Annotated in this window: 25 protein-coding genes; 18 read left to right on the top strand and 7 right to left on the bottom strand. The window is 68.8% G+C overall.

Going from position 1 to position 25,328, the window contains the following annotated elements; genetic code table 11:
* Positions 1–9: 9 nt before the first annotated feature.
* On the bottom strand, positions 10–741 hold the full coding sequence (locus AC0IZJ_RS23630; RefSeq protein WP_471854018.1) for an SDR family oxidoreductase: 732 nt from the start codon (positions 739–741) through the stop codon (positions 10–12).
* A gap of 125 nt (positions 742–866) precedes the next feature.
* On the opposite strand from AC0IZJ_RS23630, the gene AC0IZJ_RS23635 reads away from it, so the two are divergent.
* Complete coding sequence (locus AC0IZJ_RS23635; protein ID WP_471854019.1) at positions 867–1,781, top strand: LysR family transcriptional regulator; 915 nt, start codon at positions 867–869, stop codon at positions 1,779–1,781.
* Here the strand turns inward: AC0IZJ_RS23635 and AC0IZJ_RS23640 are convergent.
* Both AC0IZJ_RS23640 and AC0IZJ_RS23645 read right to left on the bottom strand, forming a co-directional pair.
* Positions 1,772–3,157 carry a sensor histidine kinase gene (locus tag AC0IZJ_RS23640; protein WP_471854020.1) on the bottom strand — a complete coding sequence of 462 codons (1,386 nt, stop codon included), beginning with the start codon at positions 3,155–3,157 and terminating at the stop codon, positions 1,772–1,774. The genes AC0IZJ_RS23635 and AC0IZJ_RS23640 overlap by 10 nt on opposite strands.
* Entirely contained in the window at positions 3,154–3,819 is a 666-nt protein-coding gene (locus tag AC0IZJ_RS23645) for a response regulator transcription factor (RefSeq protein ID WP_471854021.1), read from the bottom strand. Before AC0IZJ_RS23645 ends, AC0IZJ_RS23640 begins: the two co-directional genes overlap by 4 nt.
* A 77-nt stretch (positions 3,820–3,896) precedes the next feature.
* Between AC0IZJ_RS23645 and AC0IZJ_RS23650 the strand changes: the two genes are divergently transcribed.
* Together AC0IZJ_RS23650 and AC0IZJ_RS23655 are read left to right on the top strand one after the other, a co-directional pair.
* The gene (locus AC0IZJ_RS23650) at positions 3,897–5,141 is read left to right on the top strand and encodes an ABC transporter substrate-binding protein (protein WP_471854022.1); all 1,245 of its coding nucleotides are present in this window, start codon (positions 3,897–3,899) and stop codon (positions 5,139–5,141) included.
* A complete protein-coding gene (locus AC0IZJ_RS23655) occupies positions 5,138–6,199 on the top strand; it encodes an ABC transporter ATP-binding protein (protein ID WP_471854023.1) in 1,062 nt (353 codons plus the stop codon). Before AC0IZJ_RS23650 ends, AC0IZJ_RS23655 begins: the two co-directional genes overlap by 4 nt.
* Positions 6,200–6,283: 84 nt before the next feature.
* On the opposite strand, the gene AC0IZJ_RS23660 is transcribed toward AC0IZJ_RS23655, so the two are convergent.
* Together AC0IZJ_RS23660 and AC0IZJ_RS23665 are read right to left on the bottom strand one after the other, a co-directional pair.
* Positions 6,284–7,351 (bottom strand): porin, encoded by a 1,068-nt coding sequence (locus AC0IZJ_RS23660; RefSeq protein WP_471854024.1) that lies wholly within the window; start codon positions 7,349–7,351, stop codon positions 6,284–6,286.
* A 185-nt stretch (positions 7,352–7,536) separates the two neighbouring features.
* Entirely contained in the window at positions 7,537–8,553 is a 1,017-nt protein-coding gene (locus tag AC0IZJ_RS23665; RefSeq protein ID WP_471854025.1) for a porin, read from the bottom strand.
* Positions 8,554–8,747: 194 nt separating this feature from the next.
* On the opposite strand from AC0IZJ_RS23665, the gene coq7 reads away from it, so the two are divergent.
* Positions 8,748–9,410 (top strand): 2-polyprenyl-3-methyl-6-methoxy-1,4-benzoquinone monooxygenase, encoded by a 663-nt coding sequence (gene coq7 / locus AC0IZJ_RS23670; protein ID WP_471854026.1) that lies wholly within the window; start codon positions 8,748–8,750, stop codon positions 9,408–9,410.
* A 2-nt stretch (positions 9,411–9,412) separates the two neighbouring features.
* On the opposite strand, the gene AC0IZJ_RS23675 is transcribed toward coq7, so the two are convergent.
* Positions 9,413–9,844: an OsmC family protein gene (locus AC0IZJ_RS23675; RefSeq protein ID WP_471854027.1), complete on the bottom strand. Its 432-nt coding sequence runs from the start codon at positions 9,842–9,844 to the stop codon at positions 9,413–9,415.
* 388 nt (positions 9,845–10,232) lie between these two features.
* On the opposite strand from AC0IZJ_RS23675, the gene ilvA reads away from it, so the two are divergent.
* Together ilvA and AC0IZJ_RS23685 are read left to right on the top strand one after the other, a co-directional pair.
* Positions 10,233–11,753 (top strand): threonine ammonia-lyase, biosynthetic, encoded by a 1,521-nt coding sequence (ilvA, locus tag AC0IZJ_RS23680; protein ID WP_471854046.1) that lies wholly within the window; start codon positions 10,233–10,235, stop codon positions 11,751–11,753.
* Between the two features lie 33 nt (positions 11,754–11,786).
* Positions 11,787–12,860, top strand: coding sequence for a nicotinate-nucleotide--dimethylbenzimidazole phosphoribosyltransferase (locus tag AC0IZJ_RS23685; RefSeq protein ID WP_471854028.1), 1,074 nt, complete (start codon positions 11,787–11,789; stop codon positions 12,858–12,860).
* 3 nt (positions 12,861–12,863) lie between these two features.
* Here the strand turns inward: AC0IZJ_RS23685 and AC0IZJ_RS23690 are convergent, their stop codons facing one another.
* On the bottom strand, positions 12,864–13,469 hold the full coding sequence (locus tag AC0IZJ_RS23690; RefSeq protein WP_471854029.1) for a hypothetical protein: 606 nt from the start codon (positions 13,467–13,469) through the stop codon (positions 12,864–12,866).
* A 44-nt stretch (positions 13,470–13,513) separates the two neighbouring features.
* Here AC0IZJ_RS23690 and gspG point away from each other — a divergent pair, with 44 nt between their 5' ends.
* From gspG to AC0IZJ_RS23750, 12 genes are all read left to right on the top strand, one after another.
* The gene (gspG, locus tag AC0IZJ_RS23695; RefSeq protein ID WP_471854030.1) at positions 13,514–13,945 is read left to right on the top strand and encodes a type II secretion system major pseudopilin GspG; all 432 of its coding nucleotides are present in this window, start codon (positions 13,514–13,516) and stop codon (positions 13,943–13,945) included.
* On the top strand, positions 13,917–14,384 hold the full coding sequence (locus AC0IZJ_RS23700; protein WP_471854031.1) for a pilus assembly FimT family protein: 468 nt from the start codon (positions 13,917–13,919) through the stop codon (positions 14,382–14,384). The genes gspG and AC0IZJ_RS23700 overlap by 29 nt, the downstream gene beginning before the upstream one ends.
* Positions 14,381–14,740, top strand: a complete 360-nt coding sequence (gene gspI, locus AC0IZJ_RS23705) for a type II secretion system minor pseudopilin GspI (protein WP_471854032.1) — start codon at positions 14,381–14,383, stop codon at positions 14,738–14,740. Before AC0IZJ_RS23700 ends, gspI begins: the two co-directional genes overlap by 4 nt.
* Positions 14,737–15,441: a PulJ/GspJ family protein gene (locus AC0IZJ_RS23710; RefSeq protein WP_471854033.1), complete on the top strand. Its 705-nt coding sequence runs from the start codon at positions 14,737–14,739 to the stop codon at positions 15,439–15,441. Before gspI ends, AC0IZJ_RS23710 begins: the two co-directional genes overlap by 4 nt.
* A complete protein-coding gene (gspK, locus tag AC0IZJ_RS23715) occupies positions 15,438–16,418 on the top strand; it encodes a type II secretion system minor pseudopilin GspK (RefSeq protein WP_471854034.1) in 981 nt (326 codons plus the stop codon). Before AC0IZJ_RS23710 ends, gspK begins: the two co-directional genes overlap by 4 nt.
* A gap of 80 nt (positions 16,419–16,498) precedes the next feature.
* On the top strand, positions 16,499–17,755 hold the full coding sequence (gene gspL, locus AC0IZJ_RS23720; RefSeq protein ID WP_471854035.1) for a type II secretion system protein GspL: 1,257 nt from the start codon (positions 16,499–16,501) through the stop codon (positions 17,753–17,755).
* Positions 17,755–18,288, top strand: a complete 534-nt coding sequence (gene gspM / locus AC0IZJ_RS23725; RefSeq protein ID WP_471854036.1) for a type II secretion system protein GspM — start codon at positions 17,755–17,757, stop codon at positions 18,286–18,288. The genes gspL and gspM overlap by 1 nt, the downstream gene beginning before the upstream one ends.
* Positions 18,288–19,175, top strand: a complete 888-nt coding sequence (gene gspN / locus AC0IZJ_RS23730; RefSeq protein ID WP_471854037.1) for a type II secretion system protein N — start codon at positions 18,288–18,290, stop codon at positions 19,173–19,175. The genes gspM and gspN overlap by 1 nt, the downstream gene beginning before the upstream one ends.
* Positions 19,176–19,177: 2 nt before the next feature.
* Entirely contained in the window at positions 19,178–21,373 is a 2,196-nt protein-coding gene (gene gspD, locus AC0IZJ_RS23735; protein ID WP_471854038.1) for a type II secretion system secretin GspD, read from the top strand.
* Positions 21,374–21,386: 13 nt separating this feature from the next.
* Positions 21,387–22,811: a type II secretion system ATPase GspE gene (gene gspE / locus AC0IZJ_RS23740; protein ID WP_471854039.1), complete on the top strand. Its 1,425-nt coding sequence runs from the start codon at positions 21,387–21,389 to the stop codon at positions 22,809–22,811.
* Positions 22,812–22,813: 2 nt separating this feature from the next.
* A complete protein-coding gene (gspF, locus tag AC0IZJ_RS23745) occupies positions 22,814–24,025 on the top strand; it encodes a type II secretion system inner membrane protein GspF (protein WP_471854040.1) in 1,212 nt (403 codons plus the stop codon).
* Between the two features lie 204 nt (positions 24,026–24,229).
* Positions 24,230–25,126, top strand: coding sequence for a 5'-nucleotidase (locus AC0IZJ_RS23750; RefSeq protein WP_471854041.1), 897 nt, complete (start codon positions 24,230–24,232; stop codon positions 25,124–25,126).
* Positions 25,127–25,328 lie beyond the last annotated feature (202 nt).

Here is a 25,328-nt window from a genome sequence, read left to right on the forward strand (position 1 = left end):
GCCCCCTGCTCAAAGTTGGCTCATGCCGCCGTCGACGATGATTTCCGTGCCGACGATGAAGGCCGATTCAGGTGCGCTCAGGTGCAGCACGGAGGACGCGATCTCTTCCGGCGTGCCGAAGCGGCCCAGCGGCACCTGGCTCTGGATCTGCGCGGCAACGGTCTTCAGCGTCTCGGCGTCGAAGCCCAGCTTGCCGTACAGCGGCGTGGTCACCGGGCCGGGGCTGATGACGTTGACGCGTGCACCTTGGGGCAGCAGTTCGGCCGAGAGCGTCTTGGCCAGCGAGATCAGCGCGGCCTTGCTGGCGGCATAGATGGCCGAGTTGGGCATGCCGATGTGCGCATTGATGGAGCCATTCAGCACGATGGAGGCGCCCTTGGCCAGCACCGGGCGCAGCGCCTGGATCAGGAAGAAGGCACCCTTGGCATTGGTGTTGAACGTGCGGTCCCAGAGGTCTTCGCTGGCGTCGCCCAGCGAGGCGAACTCGGCGATGCCGGCGTTGACGAAGACGGCGTCCAGTTGGCGACCGGCGGCGGCGAGCTGCGCGCCCAGGGCCTGGGCACCGAGCACGTCCGAAGCGTCCAGGGCCACCAGCTCGAAGCCTTCAGCGTCGTGCGGCTTGCCCGGGCGGGCGGTGACGATGACGTGGGCGCCTTCGGCCTTGAAGGCGCGGGCGGCGGCCAGGCCGATGCCGGAAGTGCCGCCGGTGACGAGGACGGTCTTGTTAGTGAAGCGGGCCATGATGCGTTCCTTTCGAGTGGAGGTTGAGCGGCTTGTTTGCCGTGGACTCGATACTCGGCCGCGCACCCCCTTTTGACGCACGGCCCCGTTGGCCGACTCGTGCAAGGCTTTCGAACATCTCCCCCATGCTCAGCGACGACGAGATCCAGTTGATGGAGGCCATCGGGGCCAGCGGCAGCCTCTCGCGCGCCGCGGCGCGCGTGGGCAAGGCGCCGTCCACCGTGTCGTACACGCTGCGCCAGATCGAGACCCGCTTCGACGCCCTGCTCTTCGACCGCCGCCGCTACCGGCTGGCACTGACGCCGGCAGGCAGCCTGCTGGTGCGCGAGGCGACACGGCTGCGCGACGACATGCAGCGCCTGACCCGCCGCGTCACGCAGGTGGCCAAGGGCTGGGAGGACCGGCTCTGGATCGTCACTGACGAAATCATCGAATTCGAATCCCTGCTGCCCGTCATCCAGGACTTCGACGCGCTCGACTCGGGCGTGAGCCTGCGCGCGACGCACGAGGTGCTGGGCGGCACCTGGGAGGCGCTGGCCGAGGGCCGTGCCGATCTCGTCATCGGCGCGACGAATGAGCCGCCCGCGCTGGCCGGTGTGCAGTGGCGCGAGCTGGGCCACATGAGCTGGGTCTACGCCGTGTCCCCGCGCCATCCGCTGGCCAAGGCGAAAGACGCGCTGACGCCCGAGCAGATGCGGTCGCACCGCGCCGTCGTCGTGGCCGACACATCGCGTCGCGGTGACGGCAAGGCCTACGGTCACGGCGCCGGCCAGGCCACGCTGGCCGTGCCCAGCATGGCCGCCAAGATCGCCGCGCAGCAGGCCGGTCTGGGCGTGGGCTGGCTGCCCGAGTCGCGCGTGGCCTCGCTGCTCCAGCGTGGCGAGCTGGTCGCCAAGCAGGTGGCCATACCGCGCGAGCCGAACACGCTGTACATCGGCTGGAAGGCCGGCGACGGCCGGGCGCTGGCCTGGTGGCTGGAGAAGCTGGCCGAGCCCCGGCTGTGCCAGCGTCTTGTCGACGGCGTGGACCGCTACGTGTGAAGCGGCAGCGTCAGTCGGGCGATGCAGCCGTGCGGCGCGGCGGGTAGCAGTTCGGCGGTGCCGCCATGGCGCTCGGCGATCTCGCGCGCGATGGCCAGGCCCAGACCGCAGCCTTCGCCATGGGCCGAACCGCGCACGAAGCGCTCGAAGGCACGCTCGCGCAGCTCGGGCGCCAGGCCGGGGCCGTTGTCCTCGACGTCCATCCACACGTCGTCGCCCGCGCGCCTGAGCTTCACCGTGACCGTCGCGCCGGAGCCGGCATAGCGCACGGCGTTGTCAATGAGGTTGACGAGGGCCTCGCGCAGCAATACCTCTACGCCCTGCACGCACAGACCCTCGTGAGCAATCTCCACGCCCAGGTCGCAGCCCGTGGCCAGCGCGCGTGGCACCCAGTCGGACACCACCTCGCGCACCAGGCGGGCGCAGTCCACCGCCGCCCAGCCCTGGGCGGCCACGGCCTCGGGTTCAGCGCGGGCCAGCGTCAGCAGCTGGGACACGAGGCGCGCGGCGCGCACGGCACTTTCGCGCACGCGCTCCAGGCGTTGGCGCAGGGCCGGGTCGGTGGTGGCGTCAAGCGCCAGCTCGGTCTGGCTCTTCAGCCCGGCCAGCGGCGTGCGCAGCTGGTGGGCCGCGTCGCTGATGAAGCGGCGCTGCGTGACCAGGCTGTGCTGCACCTGGCCCAGCAGCTCGTTGACGGCGCCGGCCAGCGCGCGCACCTCGGGCGGCGCGGCCTGCAGCTCGATCGCGTCCAGCGCGTCGGCGCGTCGGCCTTCCATCTGCTGCTGCAACTCCGCTAACGGCGCCAGGCCTTTGCGGATGCCGGCCCACACGCCCATGCTCATCAGCGCGATCAGCAGCGACAGCGGGAGGGCCGTGTCCAGCAGCATGCGCCGCGCCAACATCTCGCGTGGCGCGCTGGAGCGGGCGATCTGCACGCGCAGTGCCGAGTTCGCCGCGCCGGCCGCAGCGAGCTGCAGGTCCAGCGAGACGACGCGCATGGGCTCGGGCACGGTGGCATCGAAAAACACCGGCGCGTTGGTCGCCGCCCCCTCGGGCGGCGGTGGCATTCGCGCGTCGCCCAGCAGCAGCTGGCCCGGCGGCGAGCTGACCATGTACATGACACGGTCCTCGGGGTCGGCGGCCAGAATGTCCTGCGCCGAGCGTGGCAGGTCCACGAACAGGCCGCTGGCCGTGGGCCGGATCTGCCGCGCCAGCGCGCGGGCGGCCTGCAGCAGGCTGGCGTCCACCAGCTCGTCGGCATGCCGGCTGGCCACGCGGTAGGCGCCAAACGCCGCCACCAGCCACAGCACGATCTGCGGCAGCAGCAGCCACAGCAGCAGTTGCCGGTGCAGCGAGCGGCCGGCCGGAGCGGTCACGAGGCGGTGGCTTCGAGCAGATAGCCCAGGCCGCGCACCGTGCGCACCGCCAGGCCCGAGCCTTCGAGCTTCTTGCGCAGGCGGTGGATGTAGACCTCCAGCGAGCCGCCGCCCGAGCTGTCCTCGCTGCCCCAGGCCTCGGCAATCTGTGCCTTGGTGACGACGCGATCGCGCTCGGTCAGCAGCAGGTCCAGCAGCGTCCATTCGCGCGGGCTGAGGTCGACGGGTTCGCCGGCGATGCTGGCGCGGCGCGCGGCGCGGTCCAGCGTCAGGCCGCGCAGCTGCTGGGCGGCGCCGCTGGGCCGGCCGCGGCGCAGCAGCGCATGCAGGCGCGCCTCCAGTTCGGGAAAGTCGAAGGGCTTGGTCAGGTAGTCGTCGGCGCCGGCCTGGAGCCCGGCCACGCGGTGCTCCAGGGCGTCCAGCGCCGTCAGCACGAGGATGGGGAGCGTGCGGCCGGCCTCGCGCACACGCTTGAGCACGGTGAGGCCGTCCACCAGCGGCAGGCCCAGGTCGAGGATGGCGACGTCGAAGTCCTGCTTGCGCAGCAGGTACTCGGCCACGGCACCGTTCTCTGCCCACTCGACCTTGAACGAGGCCTTCGCCAATTGCTGCTGCAGCGCGTCGGCCAGCAGGGGGTCGTCTTCGGCGAGCAGCAGGTTCATGGGATGCAGACTTTAGTCGCGTCACTCCTTATGGTTAATACGATATTAAGTTTATTAATTGTCGGTAATCATGCGTCATGTTCCGCGCCTTTGCCCTCGCCACGGCTCTGTTGCCCGCCGTCGCTTCGGCCGGGCCACAGACAGACGTGGTGCATTGGTGGACGTCCCCCGGCGAGACGGCCGCCATGCACGCACTCGCCGACGCCTACCGCGCTGCCGGCGGCCACTGGCGCGACCTGGCGGTCGTCGCGTCCGAGCAGGCGCGCGGCGTCGTGCTGGAGCGCATCAAGGCCGGCAACCCGCCGATGGCCGCGCAATTCAATGCGTCGCAGCCGTTCCGGCAACTGGCTCGCCAGGGCCGGCTGAACGCGCTGGACGACGTCGCCCGCCAGGACCGCTGGGCCGAGACCCTGCCCGCCGTTCTACTGGACGCCGTCCGCGTGGACGGCCACTTCTATGCCGTGCCGCTGAGCGTCCACATGCCGGCCTGGCTGTGGAGTTCCAAAGCGGCGCTGGCCCGGGCCGGCGTGAAGCAGGAGCCGCGCAGCATGGACGAACTGTTCGCCACGCTCGACAGACTGAAGGCGGCAGGCCTGATTCCGCTCGCCCACGGTGGCCAGCCCTGGCAGGACCTGAACCTCTTCTCGGCCGTGCTGGCCAACCAGGGCGGGCGCGAGCTCTATCTCGCCGTGTTCCGCGACCGCGATGCGGCGGCCCTGCAGGGCGAGGCGCTGCGTGAGGTGCTGGCCAGCTACAAGAAGTTGCGCCGTTATGTCGATGCCGCGTCGCCGGGACGCAGCTGGAGCGACACGACGGCCCTGCTCATCAGCGGCCGCGCCGGCCTGGCCTTCATGGGCGACTGGGCCAAGGGCGAGTTTGCCCAGGCCGGCCAGCAGGCGGGCCGCGACTTCGGCTGCATGCCGGGCCTGAGCCCGCGGTCACCCTACATCGTCGACGGCGACGTGCTCGTCTTCCCCACGGACAAGGACGGCAGCGCGCTGCCCGCCCAACGCCTGCTCGCGCGCGTTGCGACGGCGCCGGCCACGCAGCTGGCCTTCAGCGCCCGCAAGGGTTCGGTGCCCGTGCGCACCGACCTCGACACCCGCAGCCTCGACGCCTGCGCTCAGGCAGGCGCCGCCGCGCTGCGCGACGCCGGCCGCCTGGTGGGCAACACCGAGATGCTGCTGGCGCCCGAACAACTGACGGCGCTCGAACGTGCCGTCAGCGATTTCTGGAACCGTGACATCCCCATCCAGACGGCGCAGCAGACGCTCGCCAGGATTCTTCAGAACAACGACAGCCCCGACAGGAGACAGCCTTGACCCGCGTTCACATCCAGGACCTCAGCATCCGCTTCGGCAGCCACGACGTCATCAAGGGGCTGGACCTCGACGTCAACAGCGGCGAGTTCCTCGTGCTCCTCGGCCCCTCGGGCTGCGGCAAGTCCACGCTGCTGCACACCATCGCAGGGCTGAACCCGGTCAGCGGCGGCTGCATCCACATCGGCGAGCAGGACATGACGAATGCCGAGCCCAGCCAGCGCGGCGTGGGCATGGTGTTCCAGAGCTACGCGCTCTACCCGACCATGACGGTGAAGGAGAACCTCGCCTTTCCGCTCAAGATGGCCAAGACGCCCAAGGCCGAGCTGGAAAAGCGCGTCGCCGCCGCCGCCGACATGCTGCAGCTCGGCCCCTTGCTGGAGCGCCGGCCCGGCCAGCTCTCCGGCGGCCAGCGCCAGCGCGTCGCCATCGGCCGCGCCGTCGTGCGCGAGGGCAAGGTGCTGCTGCTGGACGAGCCGCTGTCCAATCTCGACGCCAAGCTGCGGACCGACCTGCGCCGCGAGCTCAAGCTGCTTCACGCGCGCCTGGGCAACACGATGATCTACGTGACCCACGACCAGGTCGAGGCCATGACGCTGGCCACGCGCATCGTGGTCATGCACCAGGGCGTCATCCAGCAGATCGGCACCCCGGCCGAGGTCTACGAGAAACCGAAGAACCTGCTGGTGGCTGGCTTCGTCGGCTCGCCGGCCATCAATCGCATGGAAGGCCAGGTGGGCGAAGGCGGGCTGTTCGTGGCGCCCGGCATCAGCCTGCCGCTGCCCGCCGCGCTGGGCTCCCGCAAGCAGGGCGAGGTGCTGACACTGGCCGTGCGGCCCGAGAACGTGCGCCTGGAAGCCGGCCAGCCCTTCGCGGCCGAGATCCAGCTCGTCGAGCCGCTCGGCAACCAGCATGTGGTGTGGATGGGGTGCGCCGGCACCACCGTGTCGGCCGTGCTGCCGGGTCAGCCGGTCGTGGCGGATGGGGCCAAGGTCGCGTTCGGCTTTGATGCGGCGAAGACGATGTGGTTCGACGCGGCGGGGGAGCGGATCGAGGTGTGAAGCACGCTGGATTCGCAACGAAAAACGGGCCGCTGTCGCGGCCCGTTGTTTGAGCGGCGGGCCCCGAAAGGCCCGACTCGCCGATCAGAAACGGTGACGCACGCCCACCATGGCACCGCCACGCTTTTGCGCGCCGTTCAGGAACGCCACGGCGCCGGTGAACTTGGTGTAGTCCACTTCGAGGTAGGCATCGGTACGCTTGGAGAAGGCGTAATCGGCAACAACCGCGAAGAAGTCGCCCTTGCTCGTGCCCGGCAGCGATGCCAGCTGGTGGGTCTGGGTCGCGTGCCAGTAGTGAGCACCCAGGTTCAACTGCGGCGTCAGTTGATAGGTTGCGCCACCCGACCACATTTCACGCTTGGAGACGCTGTTGCCAGCCGCGTTGACGGCGTTCTGAGCGTTCATCAGGCCGCTGGTGTAGGCGGCTTGCAGCAGGCTGCCGGTGTCGAACTTGTTCTGCGCCCAGGACAGATTCAGGTACAGGGGGCCAGCCGTATAGGAGCCGCCGACCGTCGTGGCCTTGACCTTCCTGCCAGTGGTGTCGGTCACCTGCAGGTAAGCACCACCAAAGCCGAAGGTGCCGTCCGAGTAGCGCAGCAGGCCGCCTTCGGACTTGTTCTGCGAGTTGCCTTCACCGGCGGAGATCTGGATCTCGCCGTAGACGTTGCCGAACTGGGCCAGGTACTTCACCATGTTGTCCTGGCGGGCGCCGGCAGACAGGCCGATCTCGGGCTTGTAAGCCTCGATGTACGGCGAGTAGCGGAAGGACGCGTACGTCGACGTGTAGATGTCGAACAGGATGTTGTACTGACGGCCGAGGCGGATCTGGCCGAAATCGCTGGACTGCAGGCCGACCCAAGCCTGACGCCAGAAGTCGGTTGCCGACGACTGGGCACCGGTATCGGAATTGAAGCGGTGCTCCATGTTCACGAGCGCCTTGAGGCCACCACCCATGTCTTCGGTGACATTCACACCGAGGCGGCTTTGCGACATGCCACCCGGAATGAGTTGCTTGTCGGACTGGCCCGCGTTGTGGTTCGTGGTGTAACGCGCAGCAGCGTCCACGATGCCGTACAGGGTCACGCTGGACTGGGCCCAGGCGGCGGAAGTGCTGGCGGCCAGAATGGCGAGGGCCAAAGTAGCTTTTTTCATCAAGGTTGTCTCCTGCGAAGAAAAGTGAACCGGCTTATTCTCAGCGAAGCACTGCCTCGGGGCGCAATGCCTGTTGTTCGTTGTCCACACCGTTTTCTCGCACCTAGATTGTGCGCAGGCAACAAAAAAGCCGCCCGAAGGCGGCTTGTCTGACGGGTTGCGGCTGGCACGCCGCTGAGCCAGGATCAGAAGCTGTGGCGAACGCCGACGTCGACGCCGCTGGACTTCTGGCCGTTGGCCACGGTCGGGGAGCCCGACACGGCAAAGCGGCCCAGGCCGTTGTTGTCGATCTGGCCGTACGTCGTGTACAGCGCGGTGCGCTTGGACAGGTTGTGGACGTAGCCGATCGCGAACAGCTTGGCATCACCCACGCCGCTCAGGGCCTCTGCAGCGCTGTTGGCCTTGGCATCCGTGTAGGAAGCGTTGATCTGGCCTTGGCCCAGGGGCACCACCACGGCAACCGTGTAGATGGTCTGCTTGAGGGCGTTGTACTTGCCTTCAGAGTAGACGAACGACGGCTTTGCGACGCCCAGGTCGTAGGACATACCGACCGAGGTCAGCTTGTACTTGCCAGCCACGCCGGTCGCGTTGGCGTAGGTGCCGGACACGTGCAGGGGGCCGGCCTTGTAGCCGAGGCGAGCCGACTCGTGCTTGTTGTTGCTCCCGCCTTCGCCCGCAGCGACGTCCACGCCGCCATAGAAACCACCCAGATCGCTCGGCAGCGAGTAGGAAGCCAGGTTGTCGGCGCGGCCGATGGCCGTGCTGTTGCCGCTGCCCAGATTGCTGTAGAGCGCACCGACGCTGGCCAGGCCAGTGAAGGCATAGGGGTCGAATTCTTCGATGTGCAGGCGCGAAGCCGTCTTGTTGCGGCCCAGGCGCACTTCGCCGAACGCGCCAGACAGGCTGACGGTGGCACGACGGCCCCAGAAAGCATTGCCGCCACCGGCAACGCCAGTGTCGACACCGACTTCGGATTCCAGCCAGAAACCGGCCTTCAGGCCGCCGCCCAGGTCTTCCGTGCCGCGAACGCCGAAACGGCTGGTATTCAGGCCACTGGAATCGAGCTTCTTCAGCGTCTGGCCGCTGGACTTGGTGTAGCGGAGGTCGGCGTCGAGAACGCCGAACAGCGTGACAGAGGATTGCGCAACGGCGGCGCCGCCGGTCAGACCGAGGACGGCCAAGGCAATCAGAGCTTTCTTCATTCGATACTCCTAGATATTCATCCGAGCCGCCGGCCGAAACGGCGAGGCGGCTTACCTCCTGTGAGGAAGTGCGCGTATTCCACTACAGGTTTGGCCGATTCGGGAATTTACGGATGTGGAATTGTGTGTTGCCGTTGCCCGACGACAACGATAGACCTTGTCACGATTTCTTCATATCAATAGACGTCAACTGCATGCATCAGCAAACAAGCCCTGCGTCTTTGCGCTCCATCAGCTTCGGCGACCGCCTGCTTGGCGCGCTGGATTCTGGTCTGCGAACGGTCTTTGCGCCTGCGCGCGCTGGACGGCCGTCGCCCGCCGCAGGCTTCAAGGCGGCCGCGCTGAGCGCCGGCGAGGCGCGAGAAGCCGGTGCGTTGATGCGCGTCAATCACGTCGGGGAAATCTGCGCCCAGGCCCTCTATCAATCGCAGGCGCTGTTCGGCCGCAGTGATGAGTTGCGCCGGCATTTCGAGCAGGCGGCCGAGGAAGAACTGGATCACCTGGCCTGGACGGCCGAACGGGTCGCCGATCTGGGCACGCACACCAGCCATCTCGCACCTCTTTGGTGGGCCGGTGCCTTTGCCTGCGGCAGCCTCGCCGGGCTGGCGGGCGACCGCCGCAGCCTGGGCTTCGTCGTCGAGACCGAGCGTCAGGTCGAAGCGCATCTGGCCTCGCATCTGGACCGGTTGCCCGAAGGCGACACCGCATCACGGGCTATCGTCGAGCAGATGAAGCGCGAGGAGGCCGAGCATGCCGACGCCGCACTTGCGGCCGGCGCCCTGCCCTTGCCGGCACCCGTCCGCAGCCTGATGCGCGCGGCGGCCAGGGTCATGACGACCGTGGCGCACCGCGTCTGATCTCAGACCTCGACGACCTCAAAGGACGTGCTGATCGCCGAGGTCTTGGCCAGCATGGCCGTCGCCGAGCAATATTTTTCGTGTGACAGCGTCACCGCGCGCTCGACGATCTCGGGCTTCAGGCCTTTGCCGCTGACGACGAAGTGGAAGTGGATAGCGGTGAAGACCTTGGGATCGCTGGTCGCGCGCTCCGCCTTCAGCACGGCCTTGCAGCCGCGCACGTCGTGGCGGCCTCGCTTCAGAATCAGCACGACGTCATAGGCGGTGCAGCCGCCAGTGCCGGCCAGCACGGTTTCCATGGGCCGGGGAGCCAGGTTGCGGCCACCGCCATCGGGTGCGCCGTCCATGGACAACACATGGCCGCTGCCGGTCTCGGCAACGAAGCTCATGCCACTCGGGCCGTCCGGCCCCAACCAACTGACTGTGCATTCCATCGTCATCTAGGGAGCGAAGCCCAAATTGTTCACAGAAAAATATTGCACCGCAGCATAACTCGACGCTAAACTGCAAGCACGCGAAAACGCTTTCGCACCGATTGTCTCCTCCACCGCCTCCATGGTGGATTCAACCCGAGCTTGCAAGAGCTCGGGTTTTTTTTGTTGTTCGTTTGGCGAACGCCTCGCTGTGCAATGCGTGCGGCGCTCGCGCACCGCAGGCTTGCGGCCTTTCGCCAAACGCCCATCCGCGCCGCAGTACGGCGCGACGCCCGTCTGGTCGGGATGCCGGGAGGCGTCTCTTATCATGCGGCGCCCCAATGACCCCCATGGAGACCCGATGAGCGCCCCCTCGCGCCGCAAAGCACCCGCAGCCCAGGCGCCTGCAATGCTGCCGCCCGGCAGCAGCTATCTGCAGCGCATTCTGAACGCCCGGGTCTATGAGGTCGCCCGCGAAACCGCGCTCACCGTCGCCTCCAAGCTTTCCAAGCGCCTCGCCAACAAGGTCTGGCTCAAGCGTGAAGACGAGCAGGACGTGTTCAGCTTCAAGCTGCGCGGCGCCTACAACAAGATGGCCCATCTGACGCCGCAGCAGCGTGCTGCCGGCGTCATCTGCGCCTCGGCCGGCAACCACGCCCAGGGCGTGGCCCTGTCAGCGAAGAAGCTAGGCTGTCGCGCCGTCATCGTCATGCCGTTGACGACGCCGCAGCTCAAGGTCGACGCCGTCAGGGCGCTGGGCGGCGAGGTGGTTCTGTTCGGAGAGAGCTTTACGGACGCCTACGGCCATGCGCTGGAGTTGGAAAAGGCCCAGAGCCTGAACTTCGTCCACCCGTTCGACGACCCCGACGTCATCGCCGGCCAGGGCACCATCGCGATGGAGTTGCTGCGCCAGCACCCCGGCCCCATCGACGCGATCTTCGTGGCCATCGGTGGCGGCGGCCTCATCTCGGGCGTTGCGGCCTATGTGAAAGCGCTGCGGCCCGACATCAAGATCATCGGCGTGCAGACCACCGATTCCGACGCGATGCTGCGCTCGGTCAGGGCCGGCAAGCGCGTGACGCTCACCGATGTCGGCTTGTTCGCCGACGGCACGGCAGTGAAGCTGGTCGGCGAGGAGACCTTCCGCATCGCCCGCGAGTTGGTGGACGACTACATCGTCGTCGACACGGACGCCGTCTGCGCGGCGATCAAGGACGTCTTCGAGGACACACGCTCCATCCTGGAGCCCTCGGGCGCGATGAGCGTCGCCGCCGTCAAGCAATACGCGGCGAAGACCGGCGCCAAGGGTCAGACCTTGATCGCCATCACCTGCGGCGCCAACATGAACTTCGACCGCCTGCGCTTCGTCGCCGAGCGGGCCGAGGTGGGCGAACACCGCGAAGCCCTCTTCGCCGTGACCATCCCCGAGGCGCGCGGCAGCTTCAAGCGCTTCTGCGAACTGCTCGGGCCGCGCAGCGTCACCGAGTTCAACTACCGCATCGCCGACGCCGACGTCGCCCACGTTTTCGTTGGCATCGCCATCTCCAAGCCCGACGACGCAGCCAAGCTGGCCCGCACCTTCACGAAGGCCGGCTTCGAGACGCTGGACCTGACCAACGACGAACTCGCCAAGCAGCACATCCGCCACATGGTGGGTGGGCGCAGCGAGCTGGCGCGCAACGAGCGTCTGTACCGCTTCCTGTTCCCGGAGCGACCCGGCGCTCTGATGAAGTTCCTGTCCAGCATGCATCCGGACTGGAACATCAGCCTCTTCCACTACCGCAACCAGGGCGCGGACTATGGCCGCATCCTCGTCGGCATCCAGGTCCCCAAGGGCGACGCAGCCGCGCTAAGGGAATTCCTCGGCGGGTTGAATTACCCATTCGAGGATGAAACAACGAACCCGGTCTACCGCTTGTTCCTGGGTTGAGTTGAAATCCACGGGTATGACAACGCCTGCGCCATGACCGTCGCCCAACAGTCGCTGATTTCCCCCACAGCCAATCCAGAGCTTGAAAAAGCGCTGCGCGACCGCGTCGACCGCCGCTCGGCCATTGCCGGCGGCCTGGGCGAACTGGAGCCCCTGGCCGTCCGCCTCGGGCTGGTGCAGAACAGCCTGACGCCACGCTTCCGCGACCCCGTGCTGGGCCTGTTCGCCTCCGACCACGGCATCGTCGTCGACGGTGTCGGCGCCCAGTGGGGCCGGGCCACCAAGGATCAGGTGCAGATGGCCCTCCATGCGCAGTTGCCGGTGTCGGTTTTCGCAAGGCTGCAAGGGCTGCACCTAACCGTGGTGGACTGCGGCGTCGCCGACAACCTGCCGCCGCACGCCCGGCTGCTGGCACGCAAGGTTGCCCACGGCACGCGCAATGCGCGCACGGCGCTCGCCATGAGCGTCGAGCAGGCCCACGCCGGCGTGCGCGTCGGCATGGAGATCGCCGATAACCTGCCCGGCAACGTGCTGGCCTGCGCGGCCATGGGCCAGGGCTCGGCCGAATGCGCGGCGCTGGTGCTGTCGCGTCTGGCCGACCAGCCGGTGCGCGACTTCGTCGTCTCCGGCCCGACGATGCGCCAGGACGACCTCATCCACCTGCTCGACGTGCTGCACGGCGCCCAGGCCCGCCACCGCGACGCCAAGGACCCGATGGATCTGCTGGCCGCCTTCGGTGGCCATGAGCTGGCCGTCATGGTGGGCGCCATGCTCGTGGCGGCCAGCAAGCGCAGCCTCATCATCGTCGACGGCATCGCCGCGTGCGCGGCGCTCAAGCTCGCGTCACTGATCTGCGCGCCGGTGACCGACTACGCCGTGTTCTGCCGCAGCCATGTGCACCGCGGCCTGGACGAAGCCCTGGCGCTCTTTCACGCCTCGGCTCTGCTGGAGCTGGGCATGGACAGCGCTGACGGCACCGGTGCGGCGCTCGCCTGGCCCATGATCCGTTCGGCAGCGGCACTGCTGACCGATCTGCACGAAGTGGCCGAGGCGCGCCTGTCGATCAGGCCCGAGCCGGGCGCCCACGTGCCGACGCTGGGCGCCTGAACCTCAGCGGGGCTGGCCGCGCGGGCCCGGGCCCGATGCAGCGAGCGGCAGGCCATAGACGGGCGACGCTGCGGCGGGAGGAGGCGGCACTTGGGGTATCTGCGCCATCGTGCCTGGCGGGTTGCCGCCCAGGACCACGGGTGACGGCGCCGCCGCCAGCAGCGAGCCGGTTGCGGGTGCCACCGGCGGGCTCATCTGCAGCACCTGCGTGGGCGCCTGGCCGACCCGGCCCAGGCCGGCACTGCGCGCGTCCACGCGCAGCAGACGCAACTCGCCATCGACGACGGCACCGACGCGCACCGTGCGCGTCACGCCATCCACTTCAATCAAAGCAACCCCCTCGCCGGCATCGGCGGCCCTGGCATTCTTGGGTGCGACGACGCCGACCAGGCGCAGCCGCGTGGAGGGCGCCAGTTCGGGCTCGGGCGCCGCCTCAGGAGCCTCCGCGCCGAGCAAGCGAGCCAGGTCGACCGGCCCCGACCTGACCTCGCTGGCGGGCAGCACCGACGCCGGCATGGCCAGCGGCCGGGCGAACAGCTGCAGACCCCAGTAAGCCACCGTGCCGCCGAGCAGCAGCCACACCCAGAACGCCATCAATCGAGCAAGCATGGCCCATTATGATGGCCCGCTCATTGCAGCCTAAGCGCTTCCCCATGCCTGCCCTGCGTCGTTCCCCCATCGCCCGCGGCTTCACGCTGATTGAACTGCTGGTCGTGCTCGTCATCATTGGCGTGCTCGCGGCCCTCGTCGTGCCCAATGTGCTGGACCGCGCCGAGGATGCGCGGGTCACCGCGGCCCGCACCGACGTCAACAACCTGATGCAGGCGCTCAAGCTCTACAAACTAGACAACCAGCGTTACCCCAGCGCCGAACAAGGTTTGGATGCGCTGGTGCGCAAACCGACCGCAGGCACGCCGCCGCCGAACTGGAAGAACTATCTCGAGAAGCTGCCCAACGACCCCTGGGGACACCCCTATCAATACGCCAACCCTGGCGTGAAGGGCGAGGTCGATGTCTACAGCTTCGGCGCCGATGGCCGCGCCGGCGGTGAGGGCCGTGACGCTGACGTCGGCTCCTGGCAGTAAGCCGCGCGGCTTCACGCTGATCGAGCTGCTCGTCGTGGTGGCGTTGATCGCCATCACCAGCGCAACGATTTCTCTGGCCCTTCGCGACCCCGCCGAGCTGCAACTGCAGCGCGAAGCCCAGCGTCTGGCTGCGCTGCTGGAAACGGCGCGCGCCGAGAGCCGGGCCTCGGGCCTGACCGTGCGCTGGATCCCCAAGGCCACCAAAACCGGCGACGACTTCCGCTTCGAGGGCCTGCCGCGCACCATCCAGCTGCCGTCGCGCTGGCTCGGCGAGCCGGTGGCCGTGACGATCGTGAACGCCAGCGTCGCCAACCCCGGCTTGCTCCTCGGCCCCGAGCCGGTCATTCCGGCACAGCGCGTGCAGCTGCAGCTGGGCAGCCAGCGCGTCGTGCTCGGCACCGACGGCCTGTCCGCCTTCGACGCCATCACGCCGCAATGAAAACCCAACGCGGCTTCACGCTGATCGAGGTGCTGGTGGCCCTCGTCATCGTCGCGATTGCGCTGGGCGCGGGCATCAAGGCCGCCGGAGCGCTGGCCGGCAACGCGGATCGCCTGGCTCAAGTGAGCGCGGCGCAGTGGTGTGCAGAAAACGTGCTGACCGAACTGCGGCTGACACAGCAGTTCCCCGACATCGGCGAGTCGCCCTTCTCCTGCGAGCAGCTGGGCCGCACCTATGGCGGCAAGCTCAAGGTGGGCGCAACGCCCAACCCGCTGTTCCGCCGTGTCGACGCCGATGTGGCCGACGACGAAGGCCGGCCCATGCTGACGTTGTCCACCATCATGGGCAAGCCATGAGCAAACTGGAGCCCCCACGCGCCTTGCCGTCGCTGCCCGCCAAGGGCACTCCGGCCGGCTTGGGGCGGCCCGGCGCCGACCGGGCTCGCGGCTTCACACTGGTCGAAGTCCTCGTCGCCCTGGTCGTCATGGCGACGATGGCTGCGATGGCCTGGCGGGGCATCGACGCGCTGGTGAAGAGCCGCGAGATCGCGCAGGCCCGTCTTGCCCAGACCGCGCGGCTGCAGACCGTGCTGGCTCAATGGGAGGTCGACCTGCGGGCGCTGCAGGACAGCCACAGCAGCGTGCAACCCATCGCCTTCGACGGCGGCAACCTCGTGCTGACGCGCCAGGTGCCGACGGGCCTGCAGGTCGTCGTCTGGAGCCTGCGCGACAGCAGCGTGTGGCGCTGGGAAAGCCCAAGCGTGCGGACCGTCGAGGACCTGGAGAACGAACGCCAGCGCGGCCTGCAGCAACTGGCCCAAGGCAACCCGGCGCTGCGTGCCTTCGACGGCGTGGCCGGCTGGCAGTTCTACTGCTACTGGGGCAACGCCTGGAGCAACTGCCAGTCCACCGGTGGCGGACCCCAGGCCAATGTCGGCCCGGTGAACCCCAAGGCCTCCAGCCAGACCCCGGCCGGCCTGCGCATCGCCATGCAGTTCGCCGAGGGCAGCGGCCTGCTCGGCACGCTGACGCGCGAGCTGGAGGTCACCGTCCGATGAATGTTCTCCGGCATCAGCGCGGGGCGGCCCTGTTGACCGCCATGATCATCGTCACCCTGATCGCCAGCCTCGCGGCCGGCATGGTCTGGCAGCAATACCGCGCCGTGCAGATCGAGGCCGCCGACCGCGCCCGGGCGCAAAGCGCCTGGATCCTGCAAGGCGCGCTGGACTGGGCCCGGCTCATCCTGCGCGAGGACGCCCAGGCGAATCGCCAGAAGCCTGTCGACCACCTCGGCGAGCCCTGGGCCGTGCCGCTGGCCGAGGCGCGCCTGTCCACCTTCCTGGCCGCCGAGCGCACGGCCGCCACCGACGAAGAAGGCCCCGAGGCCTTTCTGTCCGGCACCATCGAAGACGCACAGAGCCGCTACAACCTGCGCGCCCTGGTTGCTGGCGCCCAGGTGGAACCGCTGGAGCAGCGGGTGCTGGAGCGTCTGTGCAGCCAGGTCAACGCGCCGCCGGGCACGGCCGCCGTCATCATCAACGGGCTGCGTGCCGCCTTCCCGGCGCCTGCCAGTGGCGCGAGCGGCCCGGCCAGCGCAGCCGCCCCCAGCACCGGCGGCCCCCTCCAGCCCGCCGGCCTGGACCAGCTTGCCTGGCTGGGGCTGGACGCCACCACGCTGGCACGCCTGCAGCCCTATGTGGTGCTGCTGCCCAAGCTCACACCGGTCAACCTGAACACGGCGCCGCGCGAAGTGATCGCCGCTTTGTTCGACGGTGTCGACCTCGCGTCCGCCGAGCGCGTCGTGCAGGGCCGCAAGGCCCAGCCACTGCAGAACATCGCCGACGCCACGCGCCTGCTGCCGGCAACCGTCGATCTGGGCAAAGGCCGCGCCTCCGTGGACTCGGCCTTCTTCGTCGTCACCGGACGCCTGCGGCTGGATGAGCGGCAGCTGGAGCAGCGTTCGCTGATCGAGCGCCAGGGCCTGAACATGGTGGTGCTGGCCCGCGAGCGCATCAACCAGCTGCTCGACCGTTGACCGATCTTTACCGCCCGCTTTTTATTCGAGCCTTCACCGCCACAGCCCCCTCCTAGAATGCGCCGCGCCTGCCTGCCCCTATGAGCACCCTGCTGCTGTTCCTGCCCGCCCGGTCGCGCCTGCGCGCCCTGGGCCGAGCCGTGCCCGCGACCGAGCCGGCGCGAGCCGGTGCGCCGCGGGAGTACGACTGGGCGCTGACGACCGATGGTCGCCACGTCGACCGCGAGGGCCGCTCTGCCGCCACCTCGCTGCCGTCGGCCGACATCGTGATCGCCATCCCCGCCGAATCCGACATCGGCTGGCGCTGCATCGAGCTGCCGCGCGCCGGCCGGCAGATGCGCGCGGCGCTGGCCGGCAAGCTGGAAGAAGCCCTGCTCGACGACCCCGAGACGGTGCACTTCGCCATCGAGCCCGACGCCGCCGGCGGCGACACGGCCTGGGTGGCCATCACGTCCAGGCTCTGGCTGGCCGAACACCTTGCCCATCTCGATGCAGCGCACGTCTTCGTTGATCGCGTGGCGCCGCTGTCCTGGCCCGATGAACCGGCGCGCGGGCATTTCTTCGAGGCCCACAACGGCACCGGCGACGACGTCATCACATTGCGCTGGAGCCACGCTGACGGCGTCGCGACGCTGCCGCTGCAAGGCGGCCTGCCGCGGCAGCTCTTCCCGCCCGGCCTCGTGCACGCGGCAGAGTGGACGGCCACGCCCGGCATCGCCACCACCGCCGAGCGTTGGCTGGGTACCACCGTCACCGTGCAGACGCCCGCCCAGAGGGCGCTGGCCGTTGTCGACGGCGCCTGGGACCTGCGCCAGTTCGACCTGGCGCCGCGCGCCCGCGGCGTGCGGGCGCTGCGACTTTTCAGCCGCGGCCTGATGCGCAAGCCGTGGCAGCCGGTGCGCTGGGGTCTGGCGGCCCTGGTTGTCGTGCAGTTGCTCGGCCTGAACCTCTGGGCCTGGCATCAGAACCGCGAACTGGCCGCGCGCCGCGAGGCCATCACGGCGACGCTGACCGGCGCCTTCCCCGAAGTGCGCGCCATCCTCGACGCACCGGTGCAGATGCAAAAGCAGCTCGACCTGTTGCGCATCAGCGCCGGCAGCGTCGGCGAGCAGGACCTGGAAGCCCTGCTAGGCGCCGCCGCCACCGCCTGGCCCGCCGACCGGCCGCCCGCAGAGGCCCTGGCCTTCGAGCCCGGCCGCCTGACCGTGTCGGCTGCGGGCTGGGGCCAGCCGCAGGTCGACAACTTCCGCAGCCAGTTGCAGAGCGACGGCTGGCAACTCGACGCCAGCGAGGGCAAGCTGACCATCAGCCGCGCCAGCGCCCAAGGACGACGCTGATGGCTTCCCGCTTCAATTCCCCCGCTGCCGGCGACGGCTTGCAGGCCCAATGGCGCCACGCGCGCGCCCAGGCGCTGACGCACTGGCAGACGCTGGGCGAGCGCGAACGTCTTGCCCTCGCCGCCATTGCCGTGCTGCTGGGCCTGCTGCTGGCCTGGGCTGTCCTGCTGGCACCGGCCCTGCGCACGCTCAAGGCTGCACCCGCCGAACTCGAAAAGCTGGAGTTGCAGCTCCAGCAGATGCAGTCGCAAGCCCAGGAAGCCGGCGCGCTGCGCAAGGCGCCCAGCGTGCCGCCGGCCCAGGCGCAGGCGGCACTGACGGCCTCGGTCGCGCACCTCGGTTCGGTCGCGCGCCTGAACCTGACCGGCGACCGTGCCGTCGTCACGCTCAACGGCATCGCACCGCAGGCCTTGCAGGCCTGGCTCGGCGAAGTGCGCTCGGCCGCACGCGCCCGCCCCGTTGAAGCGCAACTGACACGCGGTCCCAACGGCTACTCCGGCAGCCTTGTCCTGAACCTGGGAGGTGGCGCCTGATGGCCTGGTTCAAGAAGAAACCCGCGCAACCGCCGATGACGGTGCAGGACTCGGTCTTCCAGGCCAGTACGCAGCTGGCCGGGCGCTCGGTGCGCCACGGCACGGCGCGGCGCTGGAGCGTTGCCGGCGCGTTGATCGGCCTCGTCGGCGCCCTGATCCTGTTTGCACCGGCCAGCTGGCTGGCGCGCTCGCTGGCCTCGGCCACGGGCGAGCACCTGCTGCTGGTCGACACGCGCGGCAGCATCTGGAACGGCTCGGGCGTGCTGGTGCTGACCGGCGGCGCGGGCAGCCGCGACGCCTCCTCGCTGCCCGGCCGCCTGCACTGGAAGATGAGCCTCAAAGGCGCCGGCCTGCAGCTCGCGGCGCGGCAGGACTGCTGCATCAACGGCGATCTGCTGCTGGGGCTGAAGCCCGGCCTGGGCCGCATGGAGATCAGCATCGACAGCCGCGCCGACTGGCTCGCACGCCTGCCGGCCAGTGTGCTGGCCGGCCTGGGCACGCCCTGGAACACGCTGCAGCTGGGCGGCTCGCTGCGGCTGTCGGCGCGCGAGTTCAGGCTGGAGTCGGTGCAGGGCCGCTGGCGCCAGTTCGGCGACCTGCAGTTCGACCTGGTCAACCTGTCCTCGCGCATCTCCACCGTCGCGCCGCTGGGCAGCTACCGCCTCGATCTGAGTGCGGACCCCGGCAACCCAGGCGTCAGCACCCTGCGCCTGTCCACGCTGGAAGGTGCCCTGCAGCTCAGCGGCGCGGGCACGGTGGTGCCGGGCGGCAAGAGCCGCTTCATCGGTGAAGCCGGGGCCGCGCCGGGCCGCGAGGAAGCCCTCAACAACCTGCTGAACATCATTGGACGCCGCCAGGGGGCGCGCTCCGTCTTGACGATCGGATGATCATGAATCTCCAACGCACCGCCACCGCCGTAGCGATTGCAGCCCTGCTGCTGACCGCCGGCAGCGCGTTCGCGCAGCCTGACAACTCCACTGTGCAGCGTGGCCGCACGCGCGGTCCCGCAGTCAAGGCCAGCTCGCCCGTCACGCTGAACTTCGTCAACGCCGACATCGAGGCCGTGACTCGCGCCATCGGCGTCATGCTGGATCGCCAGATCATCATCGACCCGCGCGTCAAGGGCACGGTCACGGTCTACAGCGAGCAGCCGGTGTCGGTGGCCGAGGCCTACCGCAACTACCTCGCCGCGCTGCGCGGCCTGGGCTTCACCGTCGTCGAGACGGCCGGCCTGCTCAAGGTGCTGCCCGAGGCCGATGCCAAGCTGCAGGCTGGCTCCGTGGCCATCGAGACGAGCACGGTGCGCGGCGACCAGATCCTGACGCAGATCTTCCGCATCCAGCACGAGAACGCCAACAACCTCGTCGCCGTGCTGCGCCCGCTGATCAGCCCCAACAACACCATCAATGCCAACCCGGGCAACAACAGCCTGGTCATCACCGACTACGCCGACAACCTGCAGCGCATCGCCAAGATCGTCGCGGCGATGGACACGCCGGGCACCAGCGACATCGAGATCGTGACGCTCAAGCACGCCGTCGCGGCCGACCTGGCGCCGCTGGTACAGCGCCTCGCCGACGGCGGTGCCGTCACGGGTGCGGCCGTGCCTGGGCAGAGCAGCAGCGCCGTCAACGTGCTGGTGGACCCACGCTCCAACGGCCTCATCCTGCGCGCCAGCAACCCGGCGCGCCTGGCGGCCGTGCGTTCCATGGTCGACAAGCTCGACCAGCCCAGCGTCGACGGTGGCAACAACATCCGCGTCGTCTACCTGAAGAACGCCGACGCCGTGAAGCTGGCCACGGTGCTGCGCGCCGCGTTCGGCGCGGGCTCGTCGGGCAGCGCCGGCGGCAACAGCGGCAGCGGCACGTCCGGCACCAACACCGGCGGCCTGAGCGGCGCGGGCACCAGCTTTGGCGGCGCCAACAACGCCATGAATAGCAACACGGGCACCAACAGTGGCATCGGCGGCGCCTCGACCGCAGCAACGTCACCGCTGAGCGCTTCGGCCGGCCCGTCCACCGGCGGCTTCGTGCAGGCCGATCCGTCGACGAATTCGCTCATCATCACCGCGCCCGAGCCGCTGTACCGCCAGGTGCGCACGGTCATCGAGCAGCTCGATTCCCGCCGCTCCCAGATCTATGTCGAGTCACTGATCGTCAAGATCGACAACAGCAAGTCCGGCCAGTTCGGCGTGCAGTGGCAGAACCTGTTCGGCAACAAGGGCGACAGCAGCATCGTCGGCGCCGGCACCAACTACGGCACGGGGCTGGCCAACATCATCAACGCGACCGGCGCCATTGCCTCGGGCAACATCACCACCATCGGCACAGCGGTTGGCGATGCCAGTGCAGTGCCAAAGGGTCTGAACGTCGGTGTCCTGAAGAAGTTCGGCAGCCTCTACACGCTGGGCGCCGTCGCCAACTTCTTCGAAAGCCAGAATGGCGCCAACGTGCTGTCGACACCCAACCTTGTGTCGCTGGACAACGAGGAGGCGCGCATCGTCATCGGCTCAAACGTTCCCTTCGTGACAGGCTCCTATGCCAACACGGGCTCTTCGACAGGTGGCACGGTCAACCCCTTCCAGACCGTGGACCGCAAGGACGTCGGCCTGACGCTCAAGATCAAGAGCCAGATTGGCGAAGGCGGCACGGTACGCATGCAGGTCTACCAGGAAAACTCCAATGTGACGGCTCAGGGGCCTAACGGGCCGACGCTGGACAAGAGCGCCATCGAGACGACGGTCGTCATCGAGGACGGCGACATCATCGTGCTGGGCGGCCTGATGAAGGACGAGTACGACGACGGCGAAGCCGGCGTACCCGGTCTGTCCAGAATCCCGCTGCTGGGCAATCTGTTCGGCAACAAGAACCGCAAGCGCGTGAAGAGCAATCTGATGGTCTTCCTGCGCCCCGTCGTGCTGCGCACCGCCGAGAGCACCAACCAGCTAAGCCTGGACCGCTACGAGAGCATCCGCGCTGTGCAGCAGAACGGCCAGCCGACGAAGAACTGGGCACTGCCCGACACCGGCGCGCCGGTGCTGCCTGAGCCCAAGCCACCGGCAGCCAAGATCGCGCCGCAACAGTAAGCCGCTCCTGTCCATGGCCGCGAACCGCCACCCCCTGCCCTATGCCTTTGCGAAGGCCAACTGCGTGCTGCTCGAGGACGACGGCAGCACGCTGACGCTGTGGGCGCCGCCCGAGATCGCGTGGGCCACGCTGTCCGAGGTGCAGCGCCTGTACTCGGTGGACCGGCTCGAAGCCGAAGCCGCGACCTCTCTGACCACGCGCATCAATGCGGCCTACGCCGGCAGCGAATCGAGCGCGGCCGTCGTCGTGGGCGAGGTGGAGAGCGCGGTGGACCTGTCGCGCATGATGCAGGACCTGCCGGCGGTGGAAGACCTGCTCGAGGCCGCCAACGACGCGCCCATCATCCGCATGCTCAATGCGCTGCTGACGCAGGCGGCCAAGGATGGCGCGAGCGACATCCACATCGAGCCCTACGAGCGCAGCAGCTCGGTGCGCTTCCGCGTCGACGGCACGCTGCGCGAGGTGGTGCAGCCGAATCGGGCACTGCACGCGGCACTGATCTCGCGGCTGAAGATCATGGCCGAGCTGGACATCGCCGAGAAGCGCCTGCCGCAGGACGGCCGCATCTCGCTGCGCATCGGCGGCCGTGCCATCGACGTGCGCGTCTCCACTTTGCCCAGCGCCCACGGCGAACGCGCCGTGCTGCGCCTGCTGGACAAGAGCGAATCCAAGTTCACGCTTGAAGGCCTGGGCATGGACGGTCAGGTGCTGTCCGCCTTCAAGAAGCTGGTGCAGCAGCCGCACGGCATCGTGCTCGTCACCGGCCCGACGGGCTCGGGCAAGACGACGTCGCTGTACGCGTCGCTGCAGACCGTCGACACCAGCACGACGAATGTGCTGACCGTCGAGGACCCAATCGAGTACGAGCTGCCCGGCATCGGCCAGACCCAGGTCAACGCCAAGATCGATCTGACCTTCGCCAAGGCCCTGCGCGCCATCCTGCGCCAGGACCCCGACGTCATCATGATCGGCGAGATCCGCGACTACGAGACCGCGCAGATCGCCATCCAGGCCTCGCTGACGGGCCACCTGGTGCTGGCCACGCTGCACACCAACGACGCGCCCAGCGCCGTCACGCGGCTGACCGACATGGGCGTCGAGCCCTTCCTGCTCTCGTCATCGCTCCTGGGCGTGCTGGCCCAGCGCCTGGTGCGGCGGTTGTGCCCCGTCTGCAAGACGCAGGACGATCACGGCCGCTGGCACCCGGTCGGCTGCGACGCCTGCGGCCAGACCGGCTACAAGGGCCGAACGGGCGTCTACGAGCTGATGGTGGCCGACGATGCCGTGCGCAGCCTCATCCACAACCGCGCACCCGAAAGCCAGCTTCAGGCTGCGGCCGAGGCGATCGGCCTGCGCTCGATGCGCGAGGACGGCGAGCGCCTGATCGAGTCGGGTGTAACGTCGCTCGAAGAAGTTCTTCGCGTCACTCGCGAGTAGCTGTGCCAGCCTATAAATACGAAGCCCTTGCCGACTCCGGCCGCCAGGCCAGCGGCCTGATCGAGGCCGACAACCCGCGCGTTGCGCGTGCGATGGTGCGCGGCCTGGGGCTCACACCGCTGTCCATCGAGATGGTGCAGCAGCATGGTGCCCAGGAAGGCAGCCGCTTCACGCGGCGCGTCTTCAGCGCGACCGCCCTGTCCGTCTGGACCCGCCAGCTCGCCGGCCTTGTCGGCTCCAGCCTGCCCATCGAGCGCGCGCTGACCGCGCTGGCCGACGAAAGCGAGGATGTGCGCCAGCGCGAACTGATCAGCCAGCTGAAGGCCGAGGTCAACGCCGGCTCCACCTTTGCCCGCGCGCTGGCCATGGCCCCGCGCGAATTCGACGATGTCTACCGTGGCGTCGTCGCCGCCGGCGAGCAGAGCGGCGCGCTGGGCCAGGTGCTGGAGAAGCTCGCAGACGACCTGGAAGAGCGCGAGGACCTCAAGGGCAAGCTCATCGGCGCCATGGCCTACCCGGCCATCATTTCCGTCATTTCCTTCTTCATCGTCATCTTCCTCGTCACCTACGTCGTGCCGCAGATCGCCACCGTGTTCACCAGCTCCAAGCGCACGCTGCCGGCGCTGACGATCGCGATGTTGGCCATCAGCGACTTTGCGCGCACCTGGGGCTGGGCCATGCTGGGCGCCCTCGCCGTGGCCGGCCTGCTGCTGCGCCAGGCGCTGAAGGCATCGGCCTTTCGGCTGCGCTTCGACGCCGCCCTGCTCGGCGTGCCGCTGATCGGGCGCCTTGCCCGCGGCTACAACGCGGCGCGCTTTGCCGGCACGCTGGCCATGCTGGCCGGCGCCGGCGTGCCCATCCTGAAGGCGCTGCAGGCGGCGGCCGAGACGCTGTCCAACCGCGCCATGCAGGCCGATGCGCTGGATGCGCTGACGCAGGTGCGCGAAGGTGCGCCGCTGGGCTCGGCCCTGGCGGGCAAGAAGCGCTTCCCCGGCATCCTGGCCATGTTCGCGCGCCTGGGCGAGCAGACCGGCCAACTGCCGGAGATGCTGGGCCGCGCGGCGCGCCAGCTCAGCGTGGAGGTCCAGCGCCGCTCCATGGCTGCGGCCACGCTGCTGGAGCCGCTGCTCATCGTTGCGATGGGCGCCATCGTCTTGCTGATCGTGCTGGCCGTGCTGATGCCGATCATCCAGCTGAATACCTGGGTGAAATAGACGACCCCCTACCGCAGCGAAGCTGTGTCCCCTCAAGGGGGCCAAGCCCGGACACCATTCAATCCAGTGGATTGAATGTGCCTGGCGAAGGGCCGGGCCACTGGCCCGGCGGTGGCCCGCAATGCCCGTTGGTGGACCGGCAAAGCCGGATCCACGACGGCCGCTGGAGGGGCGGCGGCACTGCGCGCGCCTGACAATGCAGAGATGCCAGCCACGCTCACCGGTCAACTCGTCGTCGCGATCTCGTCGCGGGCCCTCTTTGACTTCGAGGCCGAGAACCAGGTCTTTGAGGCCGGCGACGACCATGCCTACATGGCCTTGCAGCAGCAGCGCCTGGACGAACCCGCGCCGCCCGGCGTCGCTTTCTCCCTGGTGCGCAAGCTGCTGGCCTTCAACGACGGCAGGGCGCCTCAGGTCGAGGTGGTCGTGCTCTCACGCAACGACCCCATCTCAGGCCTGCGCGTGTTCCGCTCGGCCAGGCATTACGGCCTGCCGGTGGAGCGCGGCGTGTTCACGCGCGGCGCGTCACCGTGGCGTTATCTGAAGCCGCTGTCGGCCCATCTCTTTCTGTCGGCCAACGACGACGACGTGCGCCAGGCGCTCGCGGCCGGCGTGGCCGCGGCGCGCGTGATGCCGCTGGCGGCGCGCGCCTCGGCGGCCCACCCCAACGAGCTGCGCATTGCCTTCGACGGCGACGCGGTGCTGTTCTCGGACGAAGCCGAGCAGGTCTTCCAGCGCGACGGGCTGGCCGCCTTCCGCGCGCACGAGGTGCAGCGCGCCCACCTGCCGCTGCCGGCAGGGCCGTTCAAGCCGGTTCTCGAGGCTTTGCAGCGGCTTCAGCACTCGCCCGGTGGCGGCATGCGCGTGCGCACGGCGCTGGTCACGGCACGCAGTGCACCGGCCCACGAGCGCGCCATCCGCACGCTGATGGACTGGAACATCGAGGTCGACGAGGCGATGTTCCTTGGCGGCCTGGCCAAGGGCGAGTTCCTGCGCGAGTTCGAGCCGGACTTCTTCTTCGACGACCAGGTGGGTCATGTCGAAAGTGCGGCGGTGCATGTGCCGGCGGGGCAGGTGACGATGGGGGTTGGGGCTGGTTGAGCTTGACTCGCGGGTGGGGGTGTCCAGGTGAGGCCCATGCGGGGATTTCGCCCCCGCAGGCGACTCACTTTTTAGACCGCCAAAAAGTAAGCAAAAAGCTCTCCCCTGCGAAACCGCCCCTGTCGGGGTCCCCTGCGATGCTCGAAGCCCGGGGCCGCACCCAACTCACTTCGCTACGCTCCGTTCAGACAAAGGGGTGCGA

The sequence above is a fragment of the Roseateles sp. AC306 genome, assembly GCF_979253795.1.

Excerpts from the sequence above, each read along its gene's own strand:
- gspK (WP_471854034.1), top strand. The coding sequence starts at position 15,438 with ATGAATGTTCTCCGGCATCAGCGCGGGGCGGCCCTGTTGACCGCCATG.
- coq7 (WP_471854026.1), top strand. The coding sequence starts at position 8,748 with ATGCATCAGCAAACAAGCCCTGCGTCTTTGCGCTCCATCAGCTTCGGC.
- ilvA (WP_471854046.1), top strand. The coding sequence starts at position 10,233 with ATGCTGCCGCCCGGCAGCAGCTATCTGCAGCGCATTCTGAACGCCCGG.
- AC0IZJ_RS23630 (WP_471854018.1), bottom strand. The coding sequence starts at position 741 with ATGGCCCGCTTCACTAACAAGACCGTCCTCGTCACCGGCGGCACTTCC.
- gspD (WP_471854038.1), top strand. The coding sequence starts at position 19,178 with ATGAATCTCCAACGCACCGCCACCGCCGTAGCGATTGCAGCCCTGCTG.
- AC0IZJ_RS23685 (WP_471854028.1), top strand. The coding sequence starts at position 11,787 with ATGACCGTCGCCCAACAGTCGCTGATTTCCCCCACAGCCAATCCAGAG.
- AC0IZJ_RS23665 (WP_471854025.1), bottom strand. The coding sequence starts at position 8,553 with ATGAAGAAAGCTCTGATTGCCTTGGCCGTCCTCGGTCTGACCGGCGGC.
- gspM (WP_471854036.1), top strand. The coding sequence starts at position 17,755 with ATGGCTTCCCGCTTCAATTCCCCCGCTGCCGGCGACGGCTTGCAGGCC.
- AC0IZJ_RS23650 (WP_471854022.1), top strand. The coding sequence starts at position 3,897 with ATGTTCCGCGCCTTTGCCCTCGCCACGGCTCTGTTGCCCGCCGTCGCT.
- AC0IZJ_RS23690 (WP_471854029.1), bottom strand. The coding sequence starts at position 13,469 with ATGCTTGCTCGATTGATGGCGTTCTGGGTGTGGCTGCTGCTCGGCGGC.
- AC0IZJ_RS23635 (WP_471854019.1), top strand. The coding sequence starts at position 867 with ATGCTCAGCGACGACGAGATCCAGTTGATGGAGGCCATCGGGGCCAGC.
- AC0IZJ_RS23645 (WP_471854021.1), bottom strand. The coding sequence starts at position 3,819 with ATGAACCTGCTGCTCGCCGAAGACGACCCCCTGCTGGCCGACGCGCTG.
- gspG (WP_471854030.1), top strand. The coding sequence starts at position 13,514 with ATGCCTGCCCTGCGTCGTTCCCCCATCGCCCGCGGCTTCACGCTGATT.
- gspL (WP_471854035.1), top strand. The coding sequence starts at position 16,499 with ATGAGCACCCTGCTGCTGTTCCTGCCCGCCCGGTCGCGCCTGCGCGCC.
- gspI (WP_471854032.1), top strand. The coding sequence starts at position 14,381 with ATGAAAACCCAACGCGGCTTCACGCTGATCGAGGTGCTGGTGGCCCTC.
- AC0IZJ_RS23750 (WP_471854041.1), top strand. The coding sequence starts at position 24,230 with ATGCCAGCCACGCTCACCGGTCAACTCGTCGTCGCGATCTCGTCGCGG.
- gspE (WP_471854039.1), top strand. The coding sequence starts at position 21,387 with ATGGCCGCGAACCGCCACCCCCTGCCCTATGCCTTTGCGAAGGCCAAC.
- gspN (WP_471854037.1), top strand. The coding sequence starts at position 18,288 with ATGGCCTGGTTCAAGAAGAAACCCGCGCAACCGCCGATGACGGTGCAG.
- AC0IZJ_RS23660 (WP_471854024.1), bottom strand. The coding sequence starts at position 7,351 with ATGAAAAAAGCTACTTTGGCCCTCGCCATTCTGGCCGCCAGCACTTCC.
- AC0IZJ_RS23675 (WP_471854027.1), bottom strand. The coding sequence starts at position 9,844 with ATGGAATGCACAGTCAGTTGGTTGGGGCCGGACGGCCCGAGTGGCATG.
- AC0IZJ_RS23710 (WP_471854033.1), top strand. The coding sequence starts at position 14,737 with ATGAGCAAACTGGAGCCCCCACGCGCCTTGCCGTCGCTGCCCGCCAAG.